Source organism: Dyella japonica A8 (assembly GCF_000725385.1).
GTDB classification, from domain to species: domain Bacteria; phylum Pseudomonadota; class Gammaproteobacteria; order Xanthomonadales; family Rhodanobacteraceae; genus Dyella; species Dyella japonica_C.
Genome location: NZ_CP008884.1, coordinates 4,013,845 through 4,039,820, shown reverse-complemented (window position 1 = coordinate 4,039,820; position 25,976 = coordinate 4,013,845). Strand labels below are relative to the sequence as shown.

The 25,976-nt window shown below is 66.9% G+C and carries 21 protein-coding genes; 13 read left to right on the top strand and 8 right to left on the bottom strand.

The annotated features are described in order from the left end of the window. Window position 1: 1 nt before the first annotated feature. Genes recD through recC form a run of 3 tightly spaced genes read right to left on the bottom strand, consistent with a single transcriptional unit; the run spans window position 2 to window position 9,127 of the window. Window positions 2–1,993, bottom strand: a complete 1,992-nt coding sequence (gene recD / locus HY57_RS16995) for an exodeoxyribonuclease V subunit alpha (RefSeq protein ID WP_026034208.1) — start codon at window positions 1,991–1,993, stop codon at window positions 2–4. Then, window positions 1,983–5,645 (bottom strand): exodeoxyribonuclease V subunit beta, encoded by a 3,663-nt coding sequence (recB, locus tag HY57_RS16990; protein WP_019466898.1) that lies wholly within the window; start codon window positions 5,643–5,645, stop codon window positions 1,983–1,985. The genes recD and recB overlap by 11 nt, the downstream gene beginning before the upstream one ends. Beyond that, window positions 5,642–9,127, bottom strand: a complete 3,486-nt coding sequence (recC, locus tag HY57_RS16985) for an exodeoxyribonuclease V subunit gamma (protein WP_019466897.1) — start codon at window positions 9,125–9,127, stop codon at window positions 5,642–5,644. The genes recB and recC overlap by 4 nt, the downstream gene beginning before the upstream one ends. 197 nt (window positions 9,128–9,324) lie before the next feature. On the opposite strand from recC, the gene HY57_RS16980 reads away from it, so the two are divergent. From HY57_RS16980 to HY57_RS16970, 3 genes are all read left to right on the top strand, one after another. Next, on the top strand, window positions 9,325–9,774 hold the full coding sequence (locus tag HY57_RS16980) for a DUF3574 domain-containing protein (RefSeq protein ID WP_019466896.1): 450 nt from the start codon (window positions 9,325–9,327) through the stop codon (window positions 9,772–9,774). Window position 9,775: 1 nt separating this feature from the next. Then, a complete protein-coding gene (locus HY57_RS16975) occupies window positions 9,776–11,368 on the top strand; it encodes a hypothetical protein (protein ID WP_019466895.1) in 1,593 nt (530 codons plus the stop codon). Window positions 11,369–11,608: 240 nt separating this feature from the next. Further along, window positions 11,609–12,364, top strand: a complete 756-nt coding sequence (locus HY57_RS16970) for a hypothetical protein (RefSeq protein ID WP_019466894.1) — start codon at window positions 11,609–11,611, stop codon at window positions 12,362–12,364. Between the two features lie 25 nt (window positions 12,365–12,389). Here HY57_RS16970 and HY57_RS16965 read toward each other — a convergent pair whose 3' ends face one another. The 3 genes from HY57_RS16965 to HY57_RS20975 form a co-directional block, all read right to left on the bottom strand. Further along, window positions 12,390–12,839: a hypothetical protein gene (locus tag HY57_RS16965; RefSeq protein WP_144240852.1), complete on the bottom strand. Its 450-nt coding sequence runs from the start codon at window positions 12,837–12,839 to the stop codon at window positions 12,390–12,392. 271 nt (window positions 12,840–13,110) lie between these two features. Further along, window positions 13,111–13,458, bottom strand: coding sequence for a zinc ribbon domain-containing protein YjdM (locus HY57_RS16960; RefSeq protein WP_019466892.1), 348 nt, complete (start codon window positions 13,456–13,458; stop codon window positions 13,111–13,113). A 92-nt stretch (window positions 13,459–13,550) separates the two neighbouring features. Further along, window positions 13,551–13,784 (bottom strand): ribbon-helix-helix protein, CopG family, encoded by a 234-nt coding sequence (locus tag HY57_RS20975; RefSeq protein WP_019466891.1) that lies wholly within the window; start codon window positions 13,782–13,784, stop codon window positions 13,551–13,553. 485 nt (window positions 13,785–14,269) lie between these two features. On the opposite strand from HY57_RS20975, the gene HY57_RS16950 reads away from it, so the two are divergent. The 4 genes from HY57_RS16950 to HY57_RS16935 all read left to right on the top strand — a co-directional run bounded on the left by HY57_RS16950 (window position 14,270) and on the right by HY57_RS16935 (window position 18,460). Continuing rightward, window positions 14,270–17,098, top strand: coding sequence for a TonB-dependent receptor plug domain-containing protein (locus tag HY57_RS16950; protein WP_050997977.1), 2,829 nt, complete (start codon window positions 14,270–14,272; stop codon window positions 17,096–17,098). Window positions 17,099–17,257: 159 nt separating this feature from the next. After that, window positions 17,258–17,446: a DUF1737 domain-containing protein gene (locus HY57_RS16945; RefSeq protein WP_019466889.1), complete on the top strand. Its 189-nt coding sequence runs from the start codon at window positions 17,258–17,260 to the stop codon at window positions 17,444–17,446. A gap of 20 nt (window positions 17,447–17,466) precedes the next feature. After that, on the top strand, window positions 17,467–17,973 hold the full coding sequence (locus HY57_RS16940) for a GNAT family N-acetyltransferase (protein ID WP_019466888.1): 507 nt from the start codon (window positions 17,467–17,469) through the stop codon (window positions 17,971–17,973). A gap of 31 nt (window positions 17,974–18,004) precedes the next feature. Beyond that, window positions 18,005–18,460, top strand: coding sequence for an NUDIX hydrolase (locus tag HY57_RS16935; RefSeq protein WP_019466887.1), 456 nt, complete (start codon window positions 18,005–18,007; stop codon window positions 18,458–18,460). Between the two features lie 19 nt (window positions 18,461–18,479). On the opposite strand, the gene HY57_RS16930 is transcribed toward HY57_RS16935, so the two are convergent. After that, on the bottom strand, window positions 18,480–19,061 hold the full coding sequence (locus HY57_RS16930; RefSeq protein ID WP_019466886.1) for a flavin reductase family protein: 582 nt from the start codon (window positions 19,059–19,061) through the stop codon (window positions 18,480–18,482). 116 nt (window positions 19,062–19,177) lie between these two features. Here HY57_RS16930 and HY57_RS16925 point away from each other — a divergent pair, with 116 nt between their 5' ends. Together HY57_RS16925 and HY57_RS16920 are read left to right on the top strand one after the other, a co-directional pair. Further along, window positions 19,178–19,627: a helix-turn-helix transcriptional regulator gene (locus HY57_RS16925; protein ID WP_019466885.1), complete on the top strand. Its 450-nt coding sequence runs from the start codon at window positions 19,178–19,180 to the stop codon at window positions 19,625–19,627. A gap of 37 nt (window positions 19,628–19,664) precedes the next feature. After that, the gene (locus tag HY57_RS16920; protein ID WP_019466884.1) at window positions 19,665–20,075 is read left to right on the top strand and encodes a VOC family protein; all 411 of its coding nucleotides are present in this window, start codon (window positions 19,665–19,667) and stop codon (window positions 20,073–20,075) included. Window positions 20,076–20,181: 106 nt separating this feature from the next. On the opposite strand, the gene HY57_RS16915 is transcribed toward HY57_RS16920, so the two are convergent. After that, entirely contained in the window at window positions 20,182–21,102 is a 921-nt protein-coding gene (locus HY57_RS16915) for a LysR family transcriptional regulator (protein WP_019466883.1), read from the bottom strand. Window positions 21,103–21,340: 238 nt separating this feature from the next. Here HY57_RS16915 and HY57_RS16910 point away from each other — a divergent pair, with 238 nt between their 5' ends. From HY57_RS16910 to HY57_RS16895, 4 genes are read left to right on the top strand one after another with little or no spacing between them, the layout of a single operon-like run. After that, complete coding sequence (locus HY57_RS16910; RefSeq protein ID WP_050997975.1) at window positions 21,341–23,401, top strand: FUSC family protein; 2,061 nt, start codon at window positions 21,341–21,343, stop codon at window positions 23,399–23,401. Continuing rightward, entirely contained in the window at window positions 23,394–23,603 is a 210-nt protein-coding gene (locus tag HY57_RS16905) for a DUF1656 domain-containing protein (RefSeq protein WP_019466881.1), read from the top strand. The genes HY57_RS16910 and HY57_RS16905 overlap by 8 nt, the downstream gene beginning before the upstream one ends. Before the next feature lie 10 nt (window positions 23,604–23,613). Continuing rightward, window positions 23,614–24,510, top strand: a complete 897-nt coding sequence (locus tag HY57_RS16900) for a biotin/lipoyl-binding protein (protein ID WP_019466880.1) — start codon at window positions 23,614–23,616, stop codon at window positions 24,508–24,510. Next, the gene (locus tag HY57_RS16895; RefSeq protein WP_019466879.1) at window positions 24,504–25,913 is read left to right on the top strand and encodes an efflux transporter outer membrane subunit; all 1,410 of its coding nucleotides are present in this window, start codon (window positions 24,504–24,506) and stop codon (window positions 25,911–25,913) included. Before HY57_RS16900 ends, HY57_RS16895 begins: the two co-directional genes overlap by 7 nt. Window positions 25,914–25,976: the final 63 nt, after the last annotated feature.

Here is a 25,976-nt window from a genome sequence, read left to right as displayed (position 1 = left end):
ATTACACGGGCTGCGCATCTTCCGGCGACCAGCGCTGGTGCAGTCCGGAGTGGCGGTGTACCGGCAGCTCCACCGCCTGCCGCACCATCGCCGCAGGCGCCAGCAGGCTGAACCACCGGCGTGCACGCGTGATGCCGGTATAGAGCAGTTCACGCGTCAGTACGGCACTGGCGTCCGACGGCAGCACGAGGGCCGCGTGGTCGAACTCCGAGCCCTGCGATTTGTGCACCGTCATGGCATACACGGTTTCCCGCTCGCCCAGGCGCGAGGGCAGCACGAAGCGGATGCGCGTGGTATTGCTGCCGGCGTCGCCGGCTACTTCGAACGCCACGCGCAGGTGCATCCGCCCGAGTTCGTCCGGGACGCGCAGCGCAATGCCGACGTCGCCGTTCATCAGGCCGAGGCTGTAATCGTTGCGCGTCACCAGCACGGGGCGGCCTTCGTACCACTCGTGCGTGGTATCGATCAGCTGTGCCTGATGGAGAATGCCGGCGATCTGCCGGTTCAGGCCTTCCGCGCCGTACGGCCCTTGCCGCAGCGCGCACAGCAGCTGGAAACTGCCGAAAGCGCGCAGCACGCCACGCGCCCAGGCGTCGTATGCCGCCGCGTCTGCACCTGCCGCCGGACGCTCGCGCTGCAACCACTGGAGGTAGTGGCGATAGCCTTGCGGCTGCGCGGCGCCCGGGTGCGACTGGAAGTGCGCGGAGCCGCCATCCACCACCAGCTCGGCCAGCGTGCGTGCCTCTGCCGTGGCATCGACCCACGCGATATCGGCGTGGTGTCCGGCCAACAAGGCGAGCACCTGTGTGGCATCGCCACGATTGACGTGCTGTGCGAGCGTGCCGATGCCGCTGTCGGCGCCGAAGCGGTGGCTGTGGCGCAGCATGGCGACGTGCTGGTCGAGCGGGCGCGCGTCGTCGCGCACCCAGGCATCGATGCGGTCACCGGTGGTGTCGTGCAGCCACGTTGCGGTTGCGGTGCTGTAGTGACCGGCTTCCGCACGGCGGCACAGGTCACCAAGCACCGCGCCGGCTTCCACCGAGGAAAGCTGGTCCTTGTCGCCAAGCAGGATCAGGCGTGCGTCGTCCGGCAGCGCGGCGAGCACGGCGGACATCATCTCCAGGTCGATCATGGACGCTTCGTCGATGACCAGCACGTCCAGATGCAGGGGATGGCTGCTGTCGTGGCGGAAGCGCCGGGTATCCGGCCGCGCGCCGAGCAGGCGGTGCAGCGTGTCCACCTGGCTGGGAATGCTGGCGCGCACGTCGTCATCCACGTCGAGCTGGGCCACCTGCATGCTGATGGACGACTGCAATCGCGCGGCCGCCTTGCCCGTGGGAGCAGCCAGGCGGATGCGCAGGGAGCGCGCGGTGTCCTTGCGATGCAGCGTCTGCAGCAGGCCGAGCAGGCGCACGACGGTGGTGGTCTTGCCGGTGCCGGGGCCGCCCGTGATCACGGTGAAGGCGCCGCGCGCGGCAATCGCACACGCAACGCGCTGCCAATCGGGGCCCTGGCCGGGAGCGGTGGGAAACAGGCGCGCCAATTGTGCGGGCAGCAAAGGCGAAGGCGGGGGCACGCGGGCAAGCCGTTGGCCGATCGCCTGTGCCACGCGCTGCTCGTGATTCCAGTAGCGGCGCAGGTACAGGCGCGTGCCGTCCAGCACCAGCGGCGAGGCCGCACGCGTGGCGTCGCCCGCGTCCCCAATCAGGGCGGACGAAAGCAGCGACGCCGGCGTGGCGGCCGCTTCGGCCAGCAGCGTTCGCCAGTGGGACGGCCAGCCACCGTCATCGGCCAGCGACTCCCACGAGGACAGATCCAGGCAAAGATGGCCGTCCGCCTGCTGGCGGCTCACCAGTGCGCCGAGCAGGGGCAGGGCCGGCGGTGCATCCGCATCCTGTGCATCGAGGAAGCGCGCGAAGGCGATATCGAGCGGGCGTAGCCAGCCTCGCTCGATGGTTTGTTCCATGGCGGCGAACCATGCGTCAGGCGACACGGGCGCGCTCCCCATGGGCAAACAGGCGATCCATCGTTTCGACAAGAGCCTTCGGCAGGCGTTCGACGTGCACGCCATGGCCTGCATCGTCCACGCCGCGCAGATACAGGTAGGCCACGCCGCCCATATGGCGCTCGTAGTCGTAACCCGGCAGGCGGGCGCGCAACTGGCGGTGCAGGGCCAGTGTGTACAGCGCGTACTGCAGGTCGTAGCGTTCGCGCAGGATGGAGTCGCGCATCGCCTCGGCCGTGTACGCCCCGGCATCGTTGCCCAGCTTGTTGGACTTGTAGTCGATCACGTAATAGCGACCCTGTTGCTCCACCACCAGGTCGATGAAGCCCTTGAGCAAACCGTTGATGCGCTCGGCCAGCAGCGGCAGGCGTGGCCGCGCGTCCAGCGTATGCGCCGTCACCAGCCGGTCCAGCGCCAGCGTATCGACCTGGTTCGCTTCGAACCAGAACTCCAGTTCGGCGTAGTGGCTGGACATCTGCGCCAGCGAGGCGCGCGCGCCATCGGGCAGCGCGAGCGGCATGCGCAACAATTGGCCCATCCATGCCGTGAGCAGGGTGATGTGCGCTTGCCAGCCGCGCCGCTGGCAGCGACGGGCGACTTCCTTTTCCAGCGCCGGCATGTCGTCCGCCGTCTGGGCGAAGCCCTCGTCGGCGGCCCACTCCAGCAGGTCGTGCAGGAAGGTGCCGGCTTCCGCACCGGCGTGGAACGCGTGGATGCCTTGCGCCGCCGCACCACTGCCCGGCAGGGCAGGCTGCTCGGCGCTCGCTTCGATCAGCGTGTCCTGTGCTGCCGTCTCCGGCGCGGGCACGCGTGCTTCCTCCACGTCGGCGTACTTCAGACCGCTATAGCTGGACACGCGCCAGCGTTCGGCGGCGGGGCCTTGATAGATACGTGCTTCCCACAGCGGCGTGGCATCGGTCTGTGCGGTGGGCAGCCTGTGCACGGCCGGTGCGTCCAGTGTGTGGAGTGCCATGCCGGGTTCATCGCCGCGCAAGGCTTCCAGTCTTGGCATGAGGTCCGCGGGCTCGATCTTCGTGCCGCCGGACAGCACATAACCAAACGCCGATTTGTGCAGGGTCGCTGCCTTGCCTTGCCCGGCGCGTGTGCAGGCCACGCCCAGCCAGCACGCGTATTGCGCGCGGGTCAGGGCGACATAGAGCAGGCGCAGGTCTTCCTGCAGGCGTTCGCGATCTGCCTGCGCGAGCGCGGCGTCGCTCGCGCGCAGGTCCATGCGCAGCTCGCCGTCGTCGTCGTGCCAGGTGAAGCTGTCATCCGCCTTCAGCTCGCGCGCGGAGCAGATAAAGGGCAGCAGCACCAGCGGATATTCCAGGCCCTTGGATTTGTGGATGGTCACCACCTTGATCAGCTTCGCCTCACTTTCGAGGCGCACGATCTGTTCGTCGGCCGTGTCCGATTGCGGGTCGCCGGCGGCGGCCATCTGCGCGGCGAGATGGCGGATCAGCGCGTGCTCGCCATCCAGCGTGGCGGCGGCATGCTGCAACAGCTCGGCGAGGTGCAGCAGGTTGGTCAGCGCACGCTCGCCGTCCGGGCGTGCGAGCAACCGCGCCGGCAGGTCGAAGGCATGCAGCAGGTCGTGCAGCATGGCGAGCACGCCGTGACGCTGCCAGGTGGCGTGCAATTGGCGGAAGCGGTCACCGCAGGCCTCCCAGTGGTGCTCGTCAAGGTTGAGCTGGTCCAGCTCTGCATCGCTCTGGCCCAGTGTCGGCGTAGCGAGCGCGGCGCGCATGGTGCGGTCCGAGCCCGGTTCGGCGCAGGCGCGCAGCCAGCGCAGCAGGTCGGCGGCTTCGGGCGAGGCATAGACCGAGTCGCGATCGGAGAGGTACACGCTCTTGAGTCCACGCCGCTGCATTTCCTCGCGCACCTTCGATGCCTCGGCGCCGCGACGCACGAGGATGGCGATATCGCCCGGCTGCAACGGCCGCAGCGCACCGTCGGCGCCACGGAAACCGCAGCGTCCTTCCTGCGCCGCCGTGAGCAGTTCCACCAGGTAGGCGGCGGCATGCCGCGCCATCACGTCGGTATAGGCGGCCGTGCTGAGTGCGTCGTCGCCTTGCTGTAGCGCGAACTGCATCGGTGGCAGCGGTTGCCCGTCCAGCTCCAGCCGGTCGCCGCGGCCACGGGCGGCAACGGCGTGGAATGGCAGTGCATCCTTGCCGCGGCCGAAGGCGAAGGCGCCGTCGTCATGCGTGTCGGCGAATTCGAATACGCGATTCACTGCCTCCACCAGCGGCGTGGTGGAACGGTAGTTGGTGCCCAGCGTCCACATCGGCTGCTGCGCGCTGCCGCGTGCCCGCAGATACGTGTGGATGTCCGCGCCGCGGAAGCCGTAGATCGCCTGCTTGGGATCGCCGATCAGCAGCAGGCCCGTTGTGTCACGGCGTCCGTACACGCGATGGAAGATACGCCACTGCAGCGGGTCGGTATCCTGGAACTCGTCGATCAGCGCCATCGGATACTGGAGGGCGATGGTCTCGGCCAGGCGTTTGCCGGTATGCCCGTGCAGCGCGCCATCGAGGCGCTTGAGCATGTCGTCGAAGCCCAGCTGCGAGCGACGCTGCTTGGTTTCCTCGAGCTTTGCCGCCACCCAGCGCGTGGCGTGCGCCAGCACGGGTGCACGCCATGGCGCGACGATGCCCTGCGCTTCCACGCAGGCTTCGATGGCGTCGAAGGCCGGGTGTTGCAGGGCTTGCGCGCTCTTGTTCTTCGCCGCCGCCAGCGCGGAGCGCGTATAGCGGGGCAGGGCGGCGGAGGCATCGGCGCCGGTGGCGGCCCAGGCGCGGAGTACGGCCAGTTCGTCCTGCACCTTCTCCCTTCGCATCTTGGTGCCGTTGAGCGCGCCGGCATCCAGCGCCTGCGCGAACAGGGTCTCGATGGCATCGACATCGGCGAGCCAGCGGCTTCGCGCCTGATCTTCCGCCGCGGTGGCAGCACCCACGTGCTGGCGGAATTCGCCCAGCACCCGTTCGGCATCGGGCAGGGAGCGCCCGTCCAGGCGCAGGCTTTCCGGCGGCTGCTTCAGCAGCGGGCGCAGGTCCGCCTGCAGGTCGGCCGGTGTTTTCCACCAGCGCGATACCAGCGCCGCGCCGTCGCGGTTCAGCGGGAAGAAGTGGCAGCGCCAGTAGTCGCGCACGGTATCGGCGAGCAGCGCGCTTTCGTCCGTATCGGTGTCCTGCACGAACGGATGGCCGCTGTCGAACGCATGCTGGCCCAGCATGCGCTGGCACCAGGCGTGGATGGTGTGGATGGCCGACTCGTCCATCCATTGCGCGGCCAGATCCAGCTGTCGCGCCGCCCGCGCGCGGGCGTCGTCGTCGGGATAGACGGCCATCAAGTCGCGCAGGTAGTCATCCGGCTCGCGACGGCCGCGGAACACGTCCGCCGCTTCGCCCAGTCGTTCGCGGATGCGCTCGCGCAGCTCGGCGGTGGCGGCCTTGGTAAAGGTGAGCACCAGGATCTGCGACGGCAGCAGGGCCTTGCCTTCCGGCGCACCGTGGCCCAGCACCAGGCGCAGGTAGAGCGCAGCGATGGTCCAGGTCTTGCCGGTGCCGGCGCTGGCCTCGATCAGCTGGATGCCATGCAGCGGAAGCTTGAGCGGCTGGAGCGGTGCCGTCGCGTTCATGCGCCTGCTCCGCGGGTGATAGCCGGCAGCATCGGTTGGTAAAGCGCGAGCCAGTGATGGAAGCCACCGGCCTCCAGCATGTCGAAGCGCGGCCATGCGCGGGCGAGGTAGGCGTCTTCCTGTACCTCGCCCATGCCGCCGTAGCCGCTGCCTTCGTAGGCAAGCAGCGCTTGTTTGCGGGCCTTTTCGGGATCGCTGATGTTCAACAGCCAGGCAAATGCGGTCTTGCGCGCGATAGGTAGCGGCATGCGCATGCCTTCGCGCAGGCAGGCGAGCAGGGCGTTCAGGCACATGGTGGCGTCGTCGAGGTCCAGTGGGCGCAGCAGCAGCGTGGTATCCACGCCGATGATGTGCGTCTGCATGCGCAGGCCCAGGGCATGCGCCACCACGTGGACCACCCACGCGTTGATCGCCTTGTCGTGGCGGATGTCGTTCTTCTGCAGCAGCTTGCCGGTTGCGAGCTCGAGGCGCACATAGGGCGTTTCATCGCCGCGGCGCAGATCGGTCAGCCAGTCCTCCACACGAACGCCGTGGGCTTCGTGCAGCACTTCAATTTTTTCCTCGACCAGCGGCCAACGCTCGCAGGCGGCCAGCCAGCGGGCCGCAAGGTCGCCGCTTTCGCGCGCCAGTGCATCGCGCGCCAGTTCGCCGAAGCCACCGGGCGGAAGCGCGCCCTGGTCGACCAGCTGTCGCGTGGCAGTATCCACGGCATCCCGCGCATCGGGCGCCGTTACCGCGGCGCGCAGCACGCTGGCGGTGGCGATATGACGTTCCAGTGCATTGAGGCCGAACGGTTCGTCGTCCATGGTTTCTTCGTCCAGTTCGCCGAAGTGCACCTTCAGGCGATGGTTGAAGAAGTGGCGCACCGGCCTGGCCACGAAACTTTGCAGCAGGCCGATGCTCACGGCGGATTCCGGTTCCCACGGCGCCAGTGGCGCGTTCATGGCGGCTTCGTCGTGCTCGTTATGCGCCTGGCGCCACTCTCGCGCGTAGGTGAACAGGCGTGCGTCGCCATCCGCGCTGAAGTAGCGCCGGCTGAAGGCCTGCAGTGGATGCACCGTGGTCATGGCATCCAGCACGTGCTCGCCGGCACGGATTCCGGTGGGGTCGTCGTCCTGGCGATGCCAGCCACCGGCCACGTAGTCGCGCAACTGGCCCACCAGCACCGAGGGCGGCAGCACGCTGTTGTCGCGCACGTTGCGGCCGACCCAGCTCACGTAAAGCGCGTCACGCGCGGAGGCCAGCGCCTCCAGGAACAGATAGCGGTCGTCCTCACGGCGGGAGCGGTCGCCGGGACGCGCGTGGCCCGGCTGGGCCATCAGGTCGAAGTCGGCCGGTGCCTGTCGCCGCGGATAGTCGCCATCGTTCATGCCCAGCAGGCAGACCACGCGGAAGGGAATGGCGCGCATCGGCATCAGCGTGCAGAAACTCACCGCGCCACCCATGAAGCGTTGCGACAGGCGGCTTTCGTCCATGGAAGAGAGCCAGTGTTCGCGCACGATGTTGAGTGGCAGCGGCAGGGTGAAGCCGGCTTCCTCACAGGCTTGCCGCCACGCGTCGAGCGCGTCGTTGAGGCGCGCGAGGCGGTCGCTGTCGGACGGATCGTCCGCGTCGAAGAAGTCGATCAGCAATTGTTGCAGGCGCTGGTGCCACTGCTCCGGCGTGGTGGGCTCGCGCATGCGTGCCCACGCCTGTTCCAGCGCGTCCATCAACAGGATCAGCGGACCCACCATCGCGGCATCCAGTCCGCCCACTTCGCCATACGGCGCAATGCCGTGCCAGGTGTCGCCCTCGCCCACGGCGTAGCCCAGCAGCATGCGGCGCAGGCCAAAGCGCCAGGTGTTCTGTTCGATGCCGGGCAGCTCCAGGCTTTGTTTCTGCTCGCGGTCCAGGCCCCAGCGGATGCCGGCACCCTCGATCCAGCGCCGCAGCGTGGGCAGGCCGTTGTCGTCGATGCCGAAGCGCGCGCGCAGCGCGGGTACGTCGAGCAGGTCGAGCAGGTCGCTCACCGCGAAGCGGGATTCGGGCAAGGAGAGCAGGTGCTCCAGCGCCACCATCAGGGGCACGGCACCGCGCGAAGGCTGGTCGGCCACAGAGAAGGGCAGGTGGCGCGGATCGTCCGGCGGCAGGCGGCCAAACACGGCCTGCACATGCGGCGCATAGGTCTGGATATCCGGCACCATCACGATCACGTCGCGCGGTGACAGCGGTTCGCCGCGCCTCGCGGCGTCCTCGAACATCGCCAGCAGCTGGTCGTGCAGCACCTCCACCTCGCGCTGCGGACTGTGCGCGATGTGGAAGCGCAGCGAGGTGTCGCCGTCATGCCACGGCTTGCGTTGCGCGGCGTTGGCGGGCAGCGGCTCAAGGTCCAGGATGGCCTGCTGGATCTGCCGCAGCAGCGTGCTGCCATCGGTATCGGCGAACAAGTCGATGCTGCGGTTCCACGCGGCGAACTGCCGGCGATAGCCATCGGGCTTGTCGAAGGCATCGAGCAGGCGGATGTAGTCGCGCCCCTGCCGGCCCCACGCCGCCAGCAACGGATTGGCGTGCAGGTGAAGGTCCTCATAGCGCGGCTCGGCGGGCAGGCCGGGCTTGTTGCCGTGGCGGCGCTGGCTGGCCTTGAGCAGCTCGCGATCTTCGATGATGTCGGCCCAGTAGTGCCGGCACGGGTTGGCCACCAGCAGCAACACCTGGCTGAAGCGCGACAGCGCCGTGAGCGCTTCCAGCGTCTGCTGCGGCAGCGATGATATGCCGAACACCACGATGCGGCGGGGCAGCGCGGCGGGGCGTGCCTGCATGGTCGCGATGCATTCGAGGAAGGCCTGGTGCACGGCGGCGCGATGGTTGTGCCGTTCCGCGCCGACGTCGTCCAGCAGCAGTTGCCACAGACGTGCCTGCCAGCGCTGGTCCACCGGCAGCGGCCGGGGCTCGCCGCGCAGTTCGTCGCGCAGCACGTAGCGGCCTTGCTCCCAGTCGGCAAGCCAGTCGGCGCGATACACCTGGTACTGGTCGAACAGGTCGGCCACGCGTTCGGCGAGCTGGAAGCGCTTGCGCTCGTCCGGGTCGTCGCGGAGGAAATCGCTCAGCGGCGCGAAATCGGCTTCATGCAGGTGCGCGGGCAGCAGCCGCAGCAATCGCCAGCTCAGGCGTGACTTGTCGAACGGCGACGTGGTCGGCACCGCCTCGCGGCCAAGCACGCTGCGATAGGCCGCCCACAGGAAGCGGCCGGGCAATTGCACGTCGATGGCCGCGCTGATGCCCAGCCCGCCGCCGTCACCCGCGGGCCGCGCCAGCGCCCACTTCAGCCACTGCGCGATGCCGTTGCTCTGCACCAGCATCAGCTCGTCTTCCAGCGGACGCAGCGGTGCACGCGCCAGCCATGCGGTCAGCAGGTCGCGCAGATCCTCCATGCGATTGCCATGGATGACCATCAGGCCGGGCTGGATCGGGTTATCCAGTGGCAGGTCGAGGGTGTGGCTCACGTGGGGCAGGGGGCGGTGGCGCTCATGGGCACATTCTCGCCGAGTGGACGGTGGATGTCGCGCATCCTCACACAGAGGCGTCGCAGATCGCGAGAATGCAGTGCCGGCGTTTGTTGCGTCGCGCAACCCATGGCGCCCATACTCCGGCTTCATGGCCTTCCGCATATGGATGGCCAAATGCCAAGAAGGGTTCACGCATGACCTATACCCGACCCGCGGCCGTTGCACTGGCTGTGGCCCTGCTGGCCGGCTGCGCCACGACGGCTGGCACGCCGTCATCCCGGTTGCATGGCGATGCGGCGCATCCTGCCCAGGCCGCCGGTTGGGTCGAGACGCGGCTCTATTTCGGTCTGGGCCCCGCGGGCGACGCTGCGCACGGCATGGGCGAACAGGGCTGGCGCGCCTTTCTCGATGCCGAGGTGACGCCGCGCTTCCCCGACGGCCTGAGCGTGCTGGATGTCTACGGCCAGTGGCAGGGCAAGGGGCAAGCGACGCCCGAGCGCCTGCGGTCGAAGATGCTGGTGATCGACTACGCTGACACGCCGGCCAACCGCGACAAGGTGGAAGCCATCCGCGCGGCATGGAAGCAGCGCACCGGCGACCAGTCCGTGTTACGCGTGACCCAACCGGCCGAGGTGTCGTTCTGAGATGAGCACGACGGTACGTGAGCGCTGGATCTCGCCGGGCGACCTCAACGGGTTTCTCGGGCTGGTGGTGGATAACCTGTCGGTGCTGGCGTTTCTCGCCACCGCGCTGATCGGCATCTTCGGCTTTCCCGCCGACATCGTGTTCCTGCGCATGGTGCCCGGCACCACCTTCGGCGTGTTACTGGGCAACCTGGCCTATACGGTGATGGCGCGGCGGCTCGCGCGCCGGAGCGGGCGCGCGGATGTCACCGCGATGCCGCTGGGACTGGACGCGCCCACCAGCATCGGCATGGCCTTCCTGGTGCTGGGGCCGGCGTTCCTTCAGTTCAAGCAAGCGGGGCTCGATGCGCAGGCGGCAGGCATGGCCACCTGGCGGCTCGGCATGGCTGCCCTGGTGATCATGGGCGTGCTGAAGGTGGTGCTGTCGTTCTTCGGCGGCATGGTGCAGCGGCATGTACCACGCGCCGGCCTGCTGGGTTCCATCGCCGGCATCGCGCTGGTGTTGATGGGCTTCCTGCCGCTGGTGGAAATCCTCAAGCAGCCCCTGGTGGGTTTCGCCGGGCTGGGCGTCGTGCTTTACGCGCTGGTGGCGCGTGCGCGCATGCCGTGGAACCTGCCGGGCGTGCTGGTCGCCTTCGTGATCGGTGCCTTGCTTTATTACGGGCTGGGGCCGATGGGCTGGCTGGGCAGCGGTTATGAGGCGCCCAAGCCATGGACGTGGCGCTTCGCCTTGCCGCTGCCGACGCTGGAGTGGATGGCCGGCCTGGGTTCCGCCGTGCCGTACCTGCCGCTGATCCTGCCGTTCGGCCTGCTGATGGTGGTGGGCGGCATCAACGTGACCGAAAGCGCGCGTGCCGCCGGCGATGAATACCGCACGCGCGACATCCTGCTGGTAGAAGCATTGGCCACGCTGGTGGCCGGCTTCTGTGGCGGCGTGGCGCAGACCACGCCCTACATCGGCCAGCCTTCGTACAAGGCGATGGGCGCGGGTACCGGTTACACCTTGCTCACCGGCTTGTTCGTGGGCCTGGGTGGCGTGTTTGGCTACCTGTCCAACCTGGTGGAGCTGATCCCCTTGTCGGTGCTGGCGCCCATCCTGGTGTTCGTTGCCATCGGCATCACGGTGCAGGCGTTCGAGGCGACGCCCATGCGTTACGCACCGGCGGTGGTCTTCAGCTTCTTTCCTGCGGTCGCACGGATGGTGGCGATCAAGCTGACCGATCCCACATATGTGTCGCCCGACCATGTCGCTGCGCTGATCGGCGATCGCGCGCACGGCTTTTCCGAGCTGGCCATCATCAACGCGCTGGGCAACGGTTTCATCATCACCTCGATGGTGTGGGCCAGCTTCGTGGTGGCGATGATCGACGGCAAGGCGCTGCGTGCCGCGCTGATCCTGCTGTTGGGCGCGGCCCTGAGTGTGTTTGGCGTGATCCACTCGGTGGAGTTGAGCGGCGGCATCTATCTGCCGTGGCAACTCGGCGAGGCGTCGCGTCCGCTCGCGTGGCAATTCGCCGGTGCCTACGCCGTGCTCGCCGTGGTGCTGGTGGCACTTTCGGTGAGCGCTTCGTCACGTCGGACAGGGGCACCCTGACTGATCTTGTGAATTTGCGATTGGACGCAAAGAAGCGTTCGTCTGCCGTCGACACAATGCGCGCGCTTCGTCGTGTTGGTGTGCGGGTACGTGCCTAGGAACACGTACCCGTCATCACTCGACGGGGCGCTGCATAACGCCTTTGCCGAAAGAACATGCTTTGCCGTTCCGTCATCCATTCGTGACCCGGCAACGTTAGGATGCGCTGACCACAGGCGCGACCAACGGAAGGAAAAAGGCATGGCCAGTCAGGGATGGCAGAAATGGCTCAGCACCATGGCGCTTGCCATGGGCATGGCGTGCATCGCACCGTACGCAGCGGCACAAACGGCCAGCGATGCACCGGACGCGGATGCGGTGCCCTCCGATGCCGACCTTGCCAACACGCGTTGCGTTTCCGGCGAAGAGAAATTCCTGCCGGGCGACTACTTCTATTGCCTGGGCACGCAGACGTATGGGCTGGGCCGGTATGGCAGCGCGCAGCGTTTCTTCAAGACCGCGGCCGGCTGGGCAAGCAAGCCGGCGCAATACGTGCTGGCCGTGATGGCGCTCAACGGCGATCACCAGCCGGTGAATCGGCCACTGGCGTTGGCGTGGTTCGCACTGGCGGCGGAGCGTCCCCATTCACGTTTCCAGGGCGACCGCGACGAGGCCTGGAAGAACGCTTCCGACGACGAGCGCAAGGCCGCCGAACAGTTGCTGGCGACGATGCGTTCGGTCTACGGCGACGCCACCGCCGCGCCGCGTGCGCAGCGCCGTTACGAGGACGGCATGGCCATGCTCAATCGCCTGAGCAACCGCGGCGCGAAATACTGCATGGCGGGCATGAGCGATCCGTCGCGGCCGGCGGTCGATCCCGCCAGCTGTCCGCCGGTGCAGCAGGTGATGAAGATGGTGGATGCCGCCGCCGTCAATGTGTTCGACGGCTGGATCGGTCACGTGCAGGTGGGGCCGTTGCAGCGAGTGCCGGCGGAGGAAGCATCCGGCAAGCCGTGATCAGAAAGACGCGCCGCGAAACACCTCAGGCGCGCGCGTCCATCACCCACGAGTGCGTCAACGTGGTGAGATCGGCGAGGTTCATCGAGCGCTCCGCGCGCTCCAGTGCCTGGCAGGCGGATTCCGCCGCATAACGCATCAGGTAAGCCAGATGGGCGCGGTACTGCGTGCCGATACCGTAGGCGCGGATCATGCTGGCCGCTTCGGCCAAGCACTCCAGGTCGCTGTAGGCGCGATCCAGATCGGCACTGCTGGAGCACTGCACAAAGGCCGTGGCATCTTCGGGTTCGCGCGAGCGCAGGCTCACCACGTCTTCCACCAGCCGTGCGGCCTGGCGTGCTGCAAACATCAGTACATCGGCGGCGGCGTGGGACAGTTCGGTGTCGGACACGGCGCGGTCCGTCAGCTCCACAAGGCTGCGCGTGACAACAAGCAGTTGGGCCACGGGGCGAGCCGCGGCAGCGCTATGAGTCATGGTTCCGGCTCCCCCTCCGGACTGATGGGCCGGGACATTGTCCACGGAGTCGTGACATTTGTGTACAAAAGCCGGGTAGGAATTTGTGACAGTCCCCTCATTCCCCAGGCCGATCCGCCCCCGGTTGGCAGCCCGGCTCGATCGTTACGGCAGGCTAGACGCCTGAAAGTAGAGAAGCTTTCAGGCGCCCAGGCGGTGCCGGAAGCGACCGGCGTTGGCTTGCCGGCTGGCCATCGCTGCAACGCATGTCGGGCCGGCTTGCCCGGGGCGATCAGGCCTTCTTCAAGAAGCAGACCTTGAGCACCAGGCCCTTGATCTTGTCGGAGTTGCCTTCGATGTGCTCCGCATCACCGTCCACCAGGCGGATGCCGCGGATCACGGTGCCCTGCTTGAGCGGAATGGAAGAACCTTTCACCTTCAGGTCCTTGATCACCACCACCGAGTCGCCGCTGTTGAGCACGTTGCCGTTGACATCGCGCACGACCATGTCGGCTTCCTCGGCCTGCGCGGCAACCTGCGGCCATTCGTGCGCGCAATCGGGACAGATGAAGTGGTCGTTGTCCGGATAGGTGTTTTCCATGCCGCAAACCGGGCAGGCGGGAATGTCATGCGTCGTCATGGGTGTGCTCCAGGTTTCTGTCTGTAACTGATGAGTGATGTGGCCGTGGAGCGCGAGGACGTCCAGACGCACGGTCGTTACCGGCGATGGCGTCACCGCTTGCCCGCATGACCCGTCCCCGCCGGCGTGTCCTCAACCGCTTCCTGCATGGCTTCGTCCTCGGCGTGCCATGGCCGGCCCGTCGTCTGCTCGATGTACTCACGGATCAGGCGGCGGACCACCTGGGAGGGCGTCGTGTCTTCGGCGGCGCACAGCCGCTCGAACACCGCCTTCTTGCGCGGGTCGATCAGGATGGTCAGTCGGGCTGTGCGGCTTTCGATCGTCATGGCGGCGCTCGCACTCAATGTGCATCACATGATAATGCGGTGATCATCCTTGCCGCCACGCGGGGTGAGGGGCAGGGGTAGGAGTCGCCACTTTTGGCGTAAATTCTTGCGTGTGACTTGCTTATAGCTTTCATGAAACTGAAGTTGCAGGAATGACCTGATTGCCCTGTGGGGCATTTGTCAGTCTCGTGTAAGTCTTTGTTGCCATTGAAACTTACACGAGACTTACAAAAATCGTTGACTTTCTGCGACGAGCCCGTCTAAGTTCGGTGAAGGGTGGCAGGGGGAGTCCGCAATTTCCTGCTTGATTCATAGGGTTACGGAACTGTCCGGAAGGACGGTGCCGCGGGGACTCTTGCGCTCAAAAAAAGCCAGGGCGACGCCTGGCTCTCATTCCGTTCAGTCGATCACGTCGTTAGGGGAGCAAAAACGTGAAGCACTACCAAAACAGCAAGCTGTCTGTGGCCGTTCGTCTTGGCCTTGCGATGGGCGCGTTCGCCGTCGCGGGCTCGGTCTTTGCGCAGGATGCCGGCGACGCCCAGGCGAACCCGGATTCCGCCAAGAAGCTGGAAACCATCACCGTCACCGGTTCGCGCATCCGCAGCGTGGACGTGGAAACCGCGCAGCCGGTGATCACCCTGTCGCAGGCTGACATCCAGAAGACCGGCCTGACCAACGTCGGCGACATCCTGCAGAACCTGACCATCACCGGCCAGCCGACCTTCAGCAAGGCGGCCGTGCTCACCAGCAACACCGAGGAAGGCGGCCAGTACGTCAACCTGTACAACCTCGGCGAGAACCGCACGCTGGTCCTGGTGAACGGCAAGCGCTGGATGACCAGCCTCAACGGCTACACCGACGTGTCCACCATCCCCGCCACCCTGATCGACCGCATCGAGATCCTCAAGGACGGTGCCTCGTCGATCTACGGTTCCGACGCCGTGGCCGGCGTGGTGAACATCATCCTCAAGGATCGCGTCAACGGTGCCTCCGTGAGCGGCTCGGTGGGCCAGAACCAGGGCGGCGACGGCCGCCAGCAGGCGTACTCGTTCACCGTGGGCTCCACCACCGACAAGTCCTCGCTGGTGTTTGCCGCCACCTACAACAAGACCGATCCGGTGTGGGCGAAGTCGCGTGACTTCACCCGCTACACCTACGGTGACTTCGACCAGTCGGCAGGCTACAGCGGCACGGGGCCGTGGGGCCGCTTCACCTACAACGGTGACAAGTATGTGCTCAACCACACCGGCGATCCGAACCATATCGGCACCGGTGCCGACTCGCGCGACATCAACAACTACCACGTCGGCGTGGAGGACAACGATTACTTCAACGCCACCAACCAGATGATGGAGCAGCTGCCGACCGAGCTGAAGTCCATCTTCACCGAAGGCAGCTACAACCTCACCGACAAAGTGACCTTCAAGGCGACCGGCATGTATGCCGAGCGCAACTCGTCGACGCAGGTCGCCGGCTATCCGCTTACCAGCACCAGCCAGCCTGACTTTCCGGTGTACGTGAGCGGCCAGAGCTACTACAACCCGGTGCCGGGCACCGACCTGTCGTTTGCCCGCCGCATCACCGAACTGCCGCGCGTGACCAGCGAAAGCGCCAAGTCGCTGCATTTCGATGCTGGTTTTGAAGGCAACTTCGACTTCCTCGACCATCCGTGGAACTGGGACGCCGGTTTCGCTTACAACAAGTACGACGTGGACATCTCGGGCACGGGCAACATCAACCTGCTCAATCTCAAGCAGGCGTTGGGCCCCTCGTTCCTCAACAGCCAGGGCGTCGTGCAGTGCGGCACGGCCGCCAACCCGATCGCTTTGAGCCAGTGCGTGCCGTTCAACATCCTGGGCGGCCCGAGCGCGTCAACCAGGGACGCGCTGAACTACATCATGGCGCGCGAGCAGTCCACCGCGCAGAGCATCACCAAGGACTTCACCGCCAACATCACCGGCGGCCTGTTCGAACTGCCGGGCGGCACCTTCAGCTTTGCGGCGGGCATCGAGCATCGCGACAACAGCGGCTACGACACGCCGGACGAGCTGGCCAGTGCCGGCTACACCACGGACCTCGCCGCCGGCCCGACCACGGGTTCCTACACCACCAACGAGGCCTACATCGAGCTCAACGCGCCGCTGCTGAAGGATCTGCCAGGCGCCAAGTCGCTCGCGCTGGACGTGGCCAGCCGCTACTCGCACTACAGCAACTTCGGCAGCACCACCAACAACAAGTACAGCTTCACCTGGTCGCCGTTCGACGACCTGCTGGTGCGTGGCACCTTTGCCAAGGGCTTCCGCGCGCCGACGCTGGGTGACCTGTTCGGCGGCGGTTCGCAGACCTTCGACCAGTACACCGACCCCTGCGATGCGCAGTACGGCTCGCTCAGCAATGCCACCGTGGCCGCCAACTGCAAGGCCGCCGGCCTGTCTCCGAACTTCCGCCAGACGGATACCGCCGGCAACCCGGTGAAGGGCCAGAACCAGCAGAGCACCACGCCGTTCGTCACCGGCGCCGGCAACGCTTACCTGCAGCCGGAACACAGCACGACCCGTACGCTGGGCCTGGTGTACAGCCCGCACTACGTGGACGGTCTGGACATGACGCTGGACTACTACGACATCAAGATCACCAACGAGATCCAGGCGATCGATGCCAACTACGTGCTGGACCAGTGCTACCAGTATTCGGTGCAGGAGTTCTGCTCCGCGTTCCAGCGTGACGCCAACGGCCAGGTGGTGAACCTGCATCGCGGCAACGCCAACCTGGGCTGGATCGAAACCACCGGCTACAACCTGGGCGTGAACTATCGCCTGCCGGCGTTCTCGTTCGGCAAGTTCGTGTTCAACATGAACGTGAACTACCTCGATGACTGGAAGCAGGCCAGCACCAACGACGCGCCGACCATCAACTACGCCGGCCAGTACGGCTACCAGCACTGGCGCGCCAACCTGGGCCTGGACTGGACGCAGGGCAACTGGGGCGCCACCTGGGGCATCCGTTACTTCGGCTCGTACCTCGACCAGTGCTGGGATGCCACCACCCACTGCAACATGCCCAACTACACCAGCGTGAACTGGGGCTACGGCACGGGTGCCAACCGCATGGGCGCCGTGGTGTTCAACGACGCGCAGGTGCGCTACCAGTTGCCGTGGAAGGGCCAGGTCGCGGTGGGCATGCGCAACATGTTCGACAAGCATCCGCCCAATTCCATCAACGCCTACGTGCTGGGCTACAACTCGTCGGGCTCGGTCGACCCGACCATGGACCTGGGCCGCTACTTCTACGTGCAGTACAACCAGCAGTTCTGATCTCCTCGCAAGACCCTCCCGCTGCATGTTGCCGGAGCCCCGCAAGGTGCTCCGGCTTTTTTATGGGGCAGGGCACAGGGTGGCGCGGTCGACCATTCGTGCCGGTGGTCGTACAGTGGGCGGCGTTCCTTCACCTGCGGCCATCGCCAAGGAGTCCCCATGCCCGGTTCACCTCCCGATGGTCTCCCGCGCTATCGCCTGCTGACCGGCAAAGACGACGCGAGCTTCTGCCAGCGCGTTTCCGATGCGCTGGCATTGGGCTACAGCTTGTACGGTTCGCCCGCGGCGACCTTCAACGGCGAACACGTGGTCGTGGCGCAGGCGATCCTGTGGCCGGAGCACGACTAGCCCATCGGGACATCCCATCCATGCTGATTCGACCGGAGACACCGGCGGACGTCGCCGCCATTCACGCGTTGACCGCGGCGGCATTCCACGGGGCCGCGCATAGCTCGGGCACCGAACCATTCATCAATGATGGGCTGCGCAGGGCGGGGCAACTCACCTTGTCGCTGGTGGCCGAGGATGACGGTGTCATCGTGGGCCACGCAGCCATCTCCCCCGTCGTGTTGTCCGATGGCAGCGCCGGCTGGCTTGGATTGGGCCCGGTCTCAGTGCTGCCGCAGCGCCAGCATGAAGGCATCGGTTCGCGCATCATCCGCCAGGCGCTGGAAACGCTGCGGCGGGAAGGGGCCGCCGGTTGCGTGGTATTGGGTGACCCTGCCTATTACGGACGTTTCGGTTTCAGGGCGCATCCGTCGATGGTGTTGCCGGATGTTCCGCCGGAGTATTTCCAGATCCTTGCTTTCGACGAGCGGGTGCCCGTGGCCAGCGTGAGTTATCACGAGGCGTTTTACGCCACCGGCGACGATTGAAACACTCCGCAAAAACCAAGGAAGGAACCCGATGTCCAGGCAGCGCTTTCCCTTGACCAGCAGTGTTTTCGTCATCCTTCACGACGAGGGCCGGGTATTGCTTCTGCGACGTCGCAACACCGGATGGAAGGACGGCTATCTGAGCCTGCCCGCCGGCTCGCACGACGGCGGCGAGCCACTGGCCGCCGCTGCCGCACGCGAACTCAACGAGGAAACGGGTGTGGTGGTTGAGCCACAGGCATTGCGCCTGGCGCACCTGATGCACTGCCGCTCTGGCGACTCCGATGCCGAATGGCTCGGCGCGTTCTTCCGTGCGGATGCATGGAGCGGCGAACCCAGGCTGATGGAAGCCAACAAGCACGACCATCTTGGCTGGTACGAAGCGGCCCGCTTACCGGACGAGGTGATCCCCTATACGGCGCAGGGCATTGCCTGCGCGTTGAACGGCATGCCGTATTCCGATTTCGGCTGGAGCGACGCCGGCTGAGCGCTTCGCGCGAACCGCATCACTCAAGCGGCTCAGCCTTGAGCGATTCGCCAATCGCATAGAACTGGCCGCCCGCGATGTAGTGCAGGCTGCGCCATTCAGGGGCGGCGTGCTCGAAACCCCAGTGGCCGTGGGCGAACGCGCGTGTGTCGGCCCATGCGCCCACGACGTCGCCGACGAACAGATCGTAGGTTTCCTGGTTGTGCGGCTCGGCGATGAGCCGGCACGCAAGCCATGCGGAACAGCCGGCGACGAAGGGCAGGTCATGGCCGTCCATGGCGAACCACTGCACGCCGGCGCGCTGCAGTTTGTCCGGCACCTGGGTACGACCGAGATTGCCGACGGCATAGGTGAGCTGCAGTTGCGCCACGGTGGGCACCTGGATCACGAAGCGGCCGGTTTTTTCGATCAGTTCGCGCGTCCGGGTCGTCTTGTCCAGGATCACCGTGAGCTTGGGCGGGTCGAAATCCAGCGCGCAGGACCACGCCGCGGCCATCACGTTGTCCATGCCGTCGTGGCGTGCCGACACCAGCACGGTGGGGCCGTGGTTGATCAGCCGGTAGGCCTTGTCGAGCGGAACAGGGGCAACGTGGCTGTCCATGGAACGGTCTCGCCTGCGGGTGGGTGGGCGGCGCATTCTGCCAGCACTTCCGCACGGGGCCGCAAGCCGGACGATGGTGACTTGAGCCTGTCTTCGCGTCGTGACAGCATCGGGCGATGGCCAGCAAACCCACCGAGGCGCAGACCCTGCGCGATCTTGCACGGCTGCGCCGCGTCCGCGACCGGATGGACCGGGAGTACGCGCGTCCGCTGGACGTCGAGTCGCTGGCCCGGGCCGTGCACATGTCGGCGGGGCATCTGAGCCGCCAGTTTCGCCTGGCCTACGGCGAGTCGCCGTACTCCTACCTGATGACGCGGCGCATCGAGCGCGCGATGGCCTTGTTGCGGCAAGGCGAGCTCAGCGTCACCGATGTCTGCTTCGAAGTAGGGTGCTCGTCGCTGGGTACCTTCAGCACCCGCTTCACCGAACTGGTCGGCATGTCGCCCAGCGCCTACCGGCGGGAACAGGCGAACGCCACCGTGGGCATGCCGTCGTGCGTGGCCAGGCAGGTGACGCGACCGGTCAGGAATCGAGAAGCGCCGGTCGGAGAGCCAGAACTAGACTGATCGCCATGGACTTCACCACCCACAGAGAGAGAACGCCATGGACATCCAGATTCATTCGAGTTTCCTCCCGCAGAACGACCCTGACGCCGCGCTGACCTTTTATCGCGACACCCTCGGCTTCGAGGTGCGCAATGACGTCGGCTATGGTGGCAAGCGCTGGATCACCGTGGGCCCCAAGGGGCAGCCGGCGACCAATATCGTGCTCTATCCGCCGGAGGCCAGCCCGGGCATCACCGATGACGAGCGCCGCACCATTGCCGAGATGATGGCCAAGGGCACCTTTGGCATCGTGTTGCTGGCTACGCACGATCTGGCCAGGGCCTTCGAACAGCTGCAGGCCAGCGATGCCGATATCGTGCAGGAGCCGACCGACCAGCCTTACGGCGTGCGCGACTGCGCCGTCCGCGACCCGGCGGGCAACATGATCCGTATCCAGCAGTTGCGTTGATCGAACCTGCTGCGGCAGGCGAGGCGGCGGTGCATCCGTGCCAACGGATCACCGCCGTTTCTGTCTGGCCTTCGCTCGCCGGAACCCATGCGGAGGGCGTGACGCGTCACGGCTTCGCGCGGCCGCCTTTGGGCTTTGTCGCGCGCTTTGTGGCGGGCGTGCGCGCCCGATCCTGTCCGGCCTTGGGTGACACGGCGCGCAGGCCGGTGCGAATCCGTTCCATCACGCCCTTGTCGGCCTTGGTGGAGTGCACCGCGTACGCGGAGTACGAGAACTCGGGGCTGCCTGGAACCAGCTCAAGGCGTCCATCATCAAGGTAAGGGCGCACGAAGCCCTGGCGGAAATAGCCGCTGCCGCCCACGGTGAGTATGTAGTCGAGCGCCAGCGGCCCGTAGCTGATGGACACGATGGGCGCGGGCTGGTCGGGAAAGGCGGCACGGCAGCAGGCGGCGAACGCATCGCCCCAGTCGACGCGCACGTGGTCTTCCGGAGTCAGTGGCGGCTGCCCCTTCGCCGGCACGGTGCGCACCATCACCAGTTTCTCTTCGAACAGCAGTTCGGACACCACGCCCGGAATCTGCAGCGCCCCATACACGATGGCGGCGTCGAGCAGGCCCTGTTGCACGCGCTCCACCAGTCGCTCGGCATCGTCGATCTGCGCATTCACGGCAAACTCGGGGCAGGCCTGGCGCATCCACAGCAGCCAGTCGCGCAGGAAGGGGTCCCACAGGCTGAGCTCGGCACCCACGGTCACCGTCATCTGGCGGCCCGGTGGCAGGGCAACTGCCGTGCGCGCACGCTCCCACACCTGCACCATGGTGGTGGCGAAACGGAGGAACTGTTCGCCGGCGGCGGTCAGTCGCGCACCGGTCTTGGTGCGCACGAACAGCGGGCGGTCGAGCTGCTCTTCCAGCACGCGGATGCGCGCGCTCACCGCCGTCTGCGTCAGGTTGAGGTTGGCGGCGGCGCTGACGAAACTGCCCGTCTTGACGATTTCCAGGAAAGTGCGCGCGGCGCTGATGTCCATCCCACAGGCTTCATGTTGACCAATGCAGGGCCAATTTTAAGGCCTTTTCGGCGCGGGTTGCAGGGCGCGCCGCCACGCTGGAAAGCAGGCGCGCCGGTTCGGCACATTTTTATTGCTGGCAACCAGCAACATTTTGAACTCAGCATTCGCTGGCGCTTGGGGCAGAATACCGCACCGCCAAGCGGCCACCGGCTCCCGCTTCCCCCGGCCGGCCACGCCAGATCACCTCCAGCCACTGATGTCCGCCACGACCCGAGCGGCGACGTTGCCGCGCACCCTGTTTCTGCTTGATCCGCAAAAACTGCTGTTTTCCCTGAGCAGCTTCATCGCCGCCGCGCTGACGCTGGGCATCGCCTTTGAAGCCAGCCTGCCGCGCCCGTGGTGGGCGCTGCTGACCGTTTACGTGACGACCCAGCCGATGGCGGGGGCGTTCCGTCCCAAGATCCTCTATCGGCTGGGCGGCATCCTCACCGGTGCCACGTTGTCCATCGTGCTGGTTCCCAATTTCCAGCATGCACCGGAATTGCTGGTGCTGTGCATGGCGGCGGTCACCGGTGTGTGTATCTACCTGGCGGTGCTGGATCGCACGCCACGTGCCTTCCTGTTCCAGATGGCGGCCTTCAGCACCGCCGTGATCAGCTTTCCGTACCTGGACGATCCGGCGGACGTGTTCACCACGACGATCTCGCGCGTGGAGGAAATGACCGTGGCGATTGTCTGCGTCACCATGGTTCATGGCGTGCTGCAGCCGTGGAGCGTGACGCCGGTGATCCATGCGCGTGCCCGCGCCTTCCTGGCCGATGCCGCGCGCTGGACGCGCGATGCGCTCGGCCAACGCCATACGCGGCTGGAATACGAACATCGCCGCAAGCTGGCCGCCGACATCGCCGAGCTCGGCATGATGGCCATCCATATGCCGTTCGACCAGCGCCGTGCCCATGCCGGGCGGCGCATGGTGCTGGCCTTGCAGAAGCAGTTGTCGACCATCCTGCCGCTCGCCTCGGCCGCCGCGAACCGCCTGGACATGCTCAGCGCGCTGGCACCGCTGGCACCCGAGGTGGGACAACTGGTCGACGACGTACGCCACTGGCTCAGCCAGCCGGGGCAGGCGCCGTGCGCTACCGGCAGTGGACTGGCGGCGCGTTGCCGGCACCTGGCCGCGCGCACGGCCGCGCGGCCCTCGTGGAGCGAGTTGCTGTTGGCCAGCCTGTGCACGCGCGTGGCGGAGTTCATCGATGCGCAGGTGGAAGGCATCCGGCTCGTCGACCGGTTGGGTGACGGCGATGCGTGGCGGGACGAAGCGCGTGCGGCCGGTGAGCGCGAGAAGTACTTTCCGCTGGCGCGCGACCATGGGCTGGCGGCGCTCGCCGGCGTGGCGACGGCCACCGCGATCATCCTCTACTGTGCGGTATGGATCCTGCTGGCCTGGCCCGCCGGCTCGGCCACTGCAGCGTTCGCGGCGCTGATCACCTGTTCCTTTGCCGCGCAGGACGATCCGGCTCCCGTGCTGGGCCGTTATCTGGGCGCCACGCTCATCACGTTTCCGCTGGCCGCCTTCTACCTTTTTGCCGTGCTGCCGCGCGTGGACGGCTACGCCATGCTGGTCGTCACGCTGGCGCCGGCCTTGCTGGCGATCGGCTACGTGCAGGCCACGCCCGCGCTGTCGGCGCGGGCCTTGCCCATGTTTTCCTGCCTGATCGTGGCGCTGGGTTTCCTTGCGCGCTTCCAGGCCGACTTCGCCACCTTTATCAACGTCGGCCTGGCGCAGATGGGCGGCATCATCGCCACCATTGCGGTGGCCAAGCTGTTCCGCTCCGTCAATGTTCGCTGGACGGCCCGGCGCATGCTGCGCGAGAACTGGGCGGAGATCAGCCAGCTGGCGCTGCCATCGCGCCCGTTTCGTCCCGTGCATTGGACCGGCAAGGCGGTCGACCGGCTGGGCCAGGTGGCTGCGCGCATGGCGGTCGCCGAAGGTGACGACGCACTGCATGCAGCCGACGGATTGGCGGACCTGCGCATCGGCCGCAATGTCATCGCCATCCGTCGCGCCATGGCGGGGCTGCCCGAAGCGACCCAGTCCACGCTGCGCGAGGTGCTCGAGGGCATCAGCGCGCTGTTCCATGCACGCAGCCGCAAGGGCGAGCCGTTGCCGGCGACGCGCGCGCTGCTCGCGCACATCGACGCGGCCATCGACACCCTGGCGTCCGAGCCGAATCACCCGGCGTTGCTCGCTCTGGTCGGCATGCGCTGCAACCTCTATCCGGGGGCGCCGCCGCCAAGGATGACGGGCCATGCTTGAAGAGTTGCGCGTATTCGGCGTGTACGTGCCGGCAGCGCTGGTGTGGGCCGTGCTGGCCGGCGTGTCCGCGCATCTGTTGCGCGGCTGGCTGCAGCGTTATGCGTGGTCGAACCTGCTGGGCCATGGTGGCGTGCTGGAGATCGCACTGTTCGTGCTGCTGTGGTGGGGCCTGACGGCGGGCGCCGATATGTTCTTTTACTAGGGATGCAGTTGTGACCAACCCGTGGTTCATGAAAATCGTGCGCGCGCTGTTCACTGCGCTTGCCATCGCTGGCCTGTTGCTGGCCGTGCGCGCGCTGTGGATCCGTTATCAGGTGGAACCGGTGACGCGCGACGGCAAGGTGCTCGCCGACATCGTGCCGGTGGCGGCGGACGTTGCCGGCCTGATCACGCAGGTATGCGTGCAGGACAACCAGCCGGTGCAGCAGGGCCAGGTGCTGCTGGTGATCGACCCCTCGCGCTACGCGCTGGCGCTGCAGCAGGCGCAGGCCAGCCTGGGCAGCCTGCGCATTGCGCTGGCGCAGGCCGAACGCGAAGACGCGCGCAACCGTTCGATGTCCAACGTCGTCGCCGCCGAAGTGATCGAGCAGGGGCGCATGAAGGTGGAGCAGCTGCGCCTGTCGGTGACGCAGGCCGTGGCGGCGCGTGACCTGGCCCAGCTCAACCTGGACCGCACCGTGGTGAGGGCGCCGGTGAGCGGCAAGGTAACCAACATGACCTTGCAGCCGGGCATCTACCTCACGGTGGGCAAGGCGGCGCTGGCGCTGGTCAATACGCCATCGCTGCGCGTGGAAGGCTATTTCGAGGAAACCAAGCTGCAGCGCATCCATCTCAACGACGCTGTCGCCATTCACCTGATGGGCGTGCCCGGCACGCTTCGCGGCCATGTCGAAAGCATCGCGGCGGCCATCCAGGATCGCGAGCGCGCGGGTGACATCGCCCGGCCGGCGGACGTCAACCCGGCGTTTACCTGGGTGCGGCTGGCGCAGCGCATACCGGTACGCGTGGCGATCGACAGCGTGCCGCAGGGCATCCGCCTCGTGCCCGGCCAGACCGCCACCATCGACGTGCTGTCGCCCGGGCCCCGCCGGGAGTTCTTGCCGTGGTAACGCATCGCATCGCCGTGGGCCTGCTGGCCTGCGCCCTGGTGGCCGGTTGTGCGACGGTCGGTCCGGATTACCACGTGCCGGACACAGCCGCGATCAACGCTCCCGCTGCGCAGGGCCGCTTCGTCGCCGCATCCGCCGGCACCCGTGTCGATGCGCTGCCACCGCGCTGGTGGGAGCTCTACCACGATCCGGTGCTCGACGACCTGATCGCCAGGACGCTGGCCGCGAACACCGGGTTGCGCGTCGCCGAGGCCCAGCTGGAACGCAACCAGGCGCTGGTGGAAGAGGCGCGCTCGCAGCGCTACTCGGCCAGCGTGGATGCGGCGACCGCGTGGACGCATCCGTCCGAGGAGGCCGTGCTCAAGCGCGTTGGCGTGAAGCCCTACGAAAACTACAACGCGGGCGTTTCAGCGGCTTATGACCTCGACCTGTTCGGCGCCATTCGACGTGGCGTGGAAGCGGCCAGCGCGGACGATGAAGCCGCCGTGGCGGCGCGCGACCTGGTGCGCGTGCACGTGGTGGCCGAAACCGTGCGGGCCTACGCGGATGTCTGCAACGCCGGGCATGACATCGCACTCATGCAGCAGCAGATTGCCGTTGCGCAGGACGACGTGCGATTGACCCAGGTGTCGGTCGATCACGGGCGCACCTCGCCGGTGGAGATCACGCACCAGCAGGATGTACTGGCAACGGTGCAGGCGCAGCTACCCGCCCTGAAAGCCGTGCAGCGCAACGCCGCATTCCGCCTGGCGACGCTGGCCGGCCGCCCGCCGGCTGAAGCCGATCCGGCCCTGCTTGCCTGCAACCAACCCTTGGTGCTGGATCATCCCATTCCCGTGGGCGACGGACAGGGCCTGCTCCGGCGGCGCCCCGACGTGCGCGCGGCGGAGCGTCGCCTGGCGGCGTCTACCGCGCGCATCGGCGTGGCGACGGCGGCGCTCTACCCGGACATCAAGCTCGGTATCTCGGTGGGTTCCACCGGCAAGGCGGTCGACGCGGCCACCGGCTACACCAACCGATTCGCCGTGGGGCCGCTGATCAGCTGGAACCTCAACCGCGACGCCGTGCGTGCGCGCATTGCGCAGGCGGACGCGCAAAGCCGGGCCAGCCTGGCGGTGTTCGACGATACGGTGCTCGCTGCGCTGCAAGAAGTGGAAACCTCACTCGAAACTTACGCCGCCGACCTCGACCGGCAGACCGACCTGGTGGCGGCGCGTGACAGCGCCAGGCTTCGTGCCGCGCAGATGGACGAGTTGCGCAAGGGCGGGCGTATCGACAGCCTCTCCCTGCTGGCGGCCGAACGTGACCGCTGGGTCGCCGAGGGCGCGCTGGCAGCCAGCCAGCGCACGATCAACCGCGACCAGGTGGCGATTTTCCTCGCCCTCGGCGGGGGCTGGGAGTAGGGCGGCCGGCACCGGCATGCCGCCTGGAAGCCGCCGGGCCGTGCGCAGGGCGGCTTCCCCTAT